Consider the following 3,714-nt stretch of genomic DNA (forward strand, 5'->3'; position numbering starts at 1 on the left):
AGGTAACCATCTGGGCAGATACCGGTTTTCAAGGTATAGATAAACAGCATCCTAATACACAAATCCCAAAAAAAGGAACTCGAAAAAGACCTTTATCGCCTGAACAAAAACAAGAAAATAAAATAATCTCGGGCATCCGTATTACAGTTGAACACGCCATCGCGGGTATCAAGCGCCTCGGTTGCATGACCCAAATTTTACGGAATCGTAGACCCTTTATTGATGATACCTTCTTACTCCTTAGCGCAGGTCTTTGGAATTTCCATCTCAGAACAGCGTAAAATTTACTTCAATCACCGAAACACCCTTATTTCACTATTAAGCAACACGCTTATTGAACAGCAGCAAACACCTGGCTAGTCTGAAAAGCACGCTTTATATACCCCCGGAAGGATGGGATTTTACGGTGCAACAGATAATAAACTGCTCAATCTGCAATAACTTGATTAACAATCTGGATAGCCTCCTGTTCAATCAAATTAAGATGCTCCTTACCACGAAAACTTTCACAGTAAATTTTATAAGCTTCTTCTGTACCTGATGGTCGTGCCGTGAACCAACCATAATCTGTTATTACTTTTAAACCACCAATCGCTGCGGCATTGCCTGGCGCTTTGGTTAAGCGGGCAATAATCGGATCACCGGCCAGCATATCTGCAGATACCATTTCAGCGGACAATTTAGCTAGACGTTGTTTTTGTTGATGGCTAGCTTTAGCCTGGATACGACTATAGCAAGGTTCACTAAAACGGTGAGCAAGTTCTTGATAGCGCTGCTGCGGGTTTTTCCCTGTCACTGCCGTCATTTCTGCGGCTAACAAACAGAGAATGATACCATCTTTGTCGGTCGTCCATGGCGTTCCATCAAATCGTAAGAAAGCAGCACCAGCGCTCTCTTCACCAGCAAAACCATACTTACCGTGATATAAACCATCAACAAACCATTTGAAACCGACTGGTACTTCAACTAATTCACGTCCTAAATCGGCAACCACACGATCGATCATGGCACTGGAGACTAATGTTTTGCCCACCACAACCTCTTTTTTCCATTGAGGCCGATGGCGAAAGAGATAATCGATAGCAACCGCGAGATAATGATTTGGATCCATTAATCCCGCTGGTGTTATAATTCCATGACGATCATAATCTGGATCATTGACAAAAGCTAAATCAAATTTATTACGCAAATCCAATAAGCCTTTCATCGCCCAGCGCGAAGAGCAATCCATCCGGATCACACCATCATGATCTAAAGGCATAAAACTAAATGTTGGATCTATTTGTTCATTAACTAACTCTAAATCGAGTTGATAATATTCAGCAATGCGTTTCCAATAATTTATCCCGGCGCCCCCTAACGGATCAACACCTATTTTTAATCCAGCTTTTTTGATCGCAGCCATATCAATAACATCACTCAAAGCAACCACATAAGGCTCAACAAGATCTTGTTGTTGATAGTGAGGATCTTTAATAGCGGCCTGATAATCGATACGTTGGATAGCTGATAATTGATCGGCAATAAATTGATTTGCTCGGCGTTCAATTTCAACTGTTAGTGCTTCATCAGCCGGGCCGCCATGGGGTGGATTATATTTGATGCCACCATCTTCTGGAGGATTATGTGAAGGCGTGATCACAATACCATCGGCTTTTGCTTGATGCTGACGATTATAATCCAATATAGCGTGAGAAATAGCCGGAGTTGGTGTAAAACCATCGTCTTGTTGCGCGATAACTTCAACGCCATTCGCGATCAACACTTCAACAACCGTCATAAAAGCAGGCGCGGATAAAGCATGAGTATCTTTTCCCACTAAACAAGGGCCAGTAATTCCATTTAATCGACGGACTTCGATGATAGCTTGGGTAATCGCTAAAATATGTTGCTCATTAAAACTATGACGACAAGCACTACCACGATGACCTGATGTACCAAATTTAACGCTATGAGCAGGATTTTTTACTTGCGGTTGTAGTGAATAATATTGTGCGACCAACTGTTCAACATTTATTAAATCACTTTGTTGGGCAGATTGCCCAGCACGTTTATGTAATGCCACTTATTTCTCTCCGCAGCAACAGCGGTACACATAGCAATAATAACTAAGTGACCAATAATATTTGTTTAAATCGTACCACATACCTTCTCAACCAATTCAACAGGAAACTTCATATCTTGCATAATTTGTTCAATTATATTGCGTTTACGATTGGTGTTGGTATTGGTAATTACCCAAAAAGACGTATCGGGTATTAGGCGAGGTTTTGTCTGCTTACCACTGGCCAATAGGGTATGTTTATCGTTAGCAAAATAAATGCGCGTCCTCCCATGGGTTGATTCTGTTGCTGCCACAAAAGCTTGTTTATTTAAATTGTATAGAGTGGATAAAATAAGCATAAAGCGATCAATCGCTTTGCTTTTAGTTGCATAATTGTTAGAAAGCAATAAATCATGTATCACTCTTGCTGCATCATGGGAAAAAACTGCTTTATCTTTTTTCACTCCTGCCGTTATATTACTTACGGTGACCGAGAGTGGAATATGCGACTGACTAACGTCAAACCCTAATAGACGTCGTAATATAACCGATGCATTTTCACCTATATGCTGGGTATGACTAGCGATATAGCGGTAAAGTTCTTCGTCAACTTCAATCGTTTTCATGTTATTTCAATCTGTTTTAATTAAAATTACCTGCCAATTATAAGATATAAACTTAAAAAACAAAACAATCAATATTTCAATTACTTAAGCTTAGTCTTTTAATAAAAAAGTTTTCGCTTTGATTCTCAATGAGTATAGAAACAGCTTAATAACTTTACCTTACGATGAATAAAAATGTTTTTATTGAGATCGGACATTAGTCACATTATTTATATAAATAGTAAAATACTATCGTGGTACTTACCCTTTCACTCACCAACATTAACTTAAATTTTGCTACCTATCGAGTTGATAATTGTTGGTTTATCATTATTTCCATGTCATTATAATAATTAATTAATTAACAAAAGCTAATATGACTATGTTGCTAAATAACTGGCTAAATTATCGCATCCATCAACCGGAAAATCCTATATCTTCTGCTGCGATTGTACTAATCCATGGCCTGTTTGGCGATAGACAAAATTTAGGCCTATTGGCACGCAATTTACAAGATTATTTCACCGTTATTCAACTCGATATTCGCAATCATGGCAACTCGCCATGGGCGGAAACGATGCTGTATTCTGAAATGGCAACAGACGTTTTAAAGCTACTAACGCATTTAAAGCAAACAAGTGTTATCGCTATCGGACACTCAATGGGTGGAAAAATAGCAATGGCCATGACCGCAATAGCGCCACAATTAATAGAAAAAATTGTGGTTATTGATATTGCGCCAGTCACTTATCAAATTAATCGTCATGAAAATATATTTTCTGCTTTAGAAGCAGTAATACAAGCAGACGTAACTTCACGGCAAGACGCGGCTATTATTATGCGTAATATGATCAGTGAAGAAAGTGAAATTCAATTTTTATTAAAGGGCACCTCGAAAAACCTAAGCCGAGTTTGATTTTGCTGATAAAGTTATCGGAAGCTGGTCTACTGAGCTAACCACCATGAAGAAACGCAGCGCCATTAAGAATGACCTCTTTGCAAACCAGTATCACCAACAGACGATCGACAAGTTGGGTGACCCGCTGGTCAAGATCGAAACCTGTA

3 protein-coding genes and 1 pseudogene are annotated in these 3,714 nt (G+C 39.2%); 2 read left to right on the plus strand and 2 right to left on the minus strand.

All coding sequences use genetic code 11. The annotated features are described in order from the left end of the window. Nucleotides 1–281 (plus strand): transposase family protein (locus CBG25_RS21020; RefSeq protein WP_290603775.1); only part of this gene is annotated, 281 nt, incomplete at its 5' end. Nucleotides 282–427: 146 nt separating this feature from the next. On the opposite strand, the gene pgm is transcribed toward CBG25_RS21020, so the two are convergent. Together pgm and seqA are read right to left on the minus strand one after the other, a co-directional pair. Beyond that, nucleotides 428–2,065 (minus strand): phosphoglucomutase (alpha-D-glucose-1,6-bisphosphate-dependent), encoded by a 1,638-nt coding sequence (gene pgm / locus CBG25_RS21025; RefSeq protein WP_290609001.1) that lies wholly within the window; start codon nucleotides 2,063–2,065, stop codon nucleotides 428–430. 65 nt (nucleotides 2,066–2,130) lie between these two features. After that, the gene (seqA, locus tag CBG25_RS21030) at nucleotides 2,131–2,670 is read right to left on the minus strand and encodes a replication initiation negative regulator SeqA (RefSeq protein ID WP_290609002.1); all 540 of its coding nucleotides are present in this window, start codon (nucleotides 2,668–2,670) and stop codon (nucleotides 2,131–2,133) included. Between the two features lie 361 nt (nucleotides 2,671–3,031). On the opposite strand from seqA, the pseudogene CBG25_RS21035 reads away from it, so the two are divergent. Then, nucleotides 3,032–3,535: pseudogene (locus tag CBG25_RS21035) on the plus strand (alpha/beta fold hydrolase); the annotation flags it as partial. Nucleotides 3,536–3,714: the final 179 nt, after the last annotated feature.

It is taken from the genome of Arsenophonus sp. ENCA (genome assembly GCF_002287155.1).
Lineage (GTDB): Bacteria > Pseudomonadota > Gammaproteobacteria > Enterobacterales > Enterobacteriaceae > Arsenophonus > Arsenophonus nilaparvatae.

Coding starts and splice junctions, on each gene's coding strand:
- seqA (WP_290609002.1), bottom strand. CDS start 2,670: ATGAAAACGATTGAAGTTGACGAAGAACTTTACCGCTATATCGCTAGT.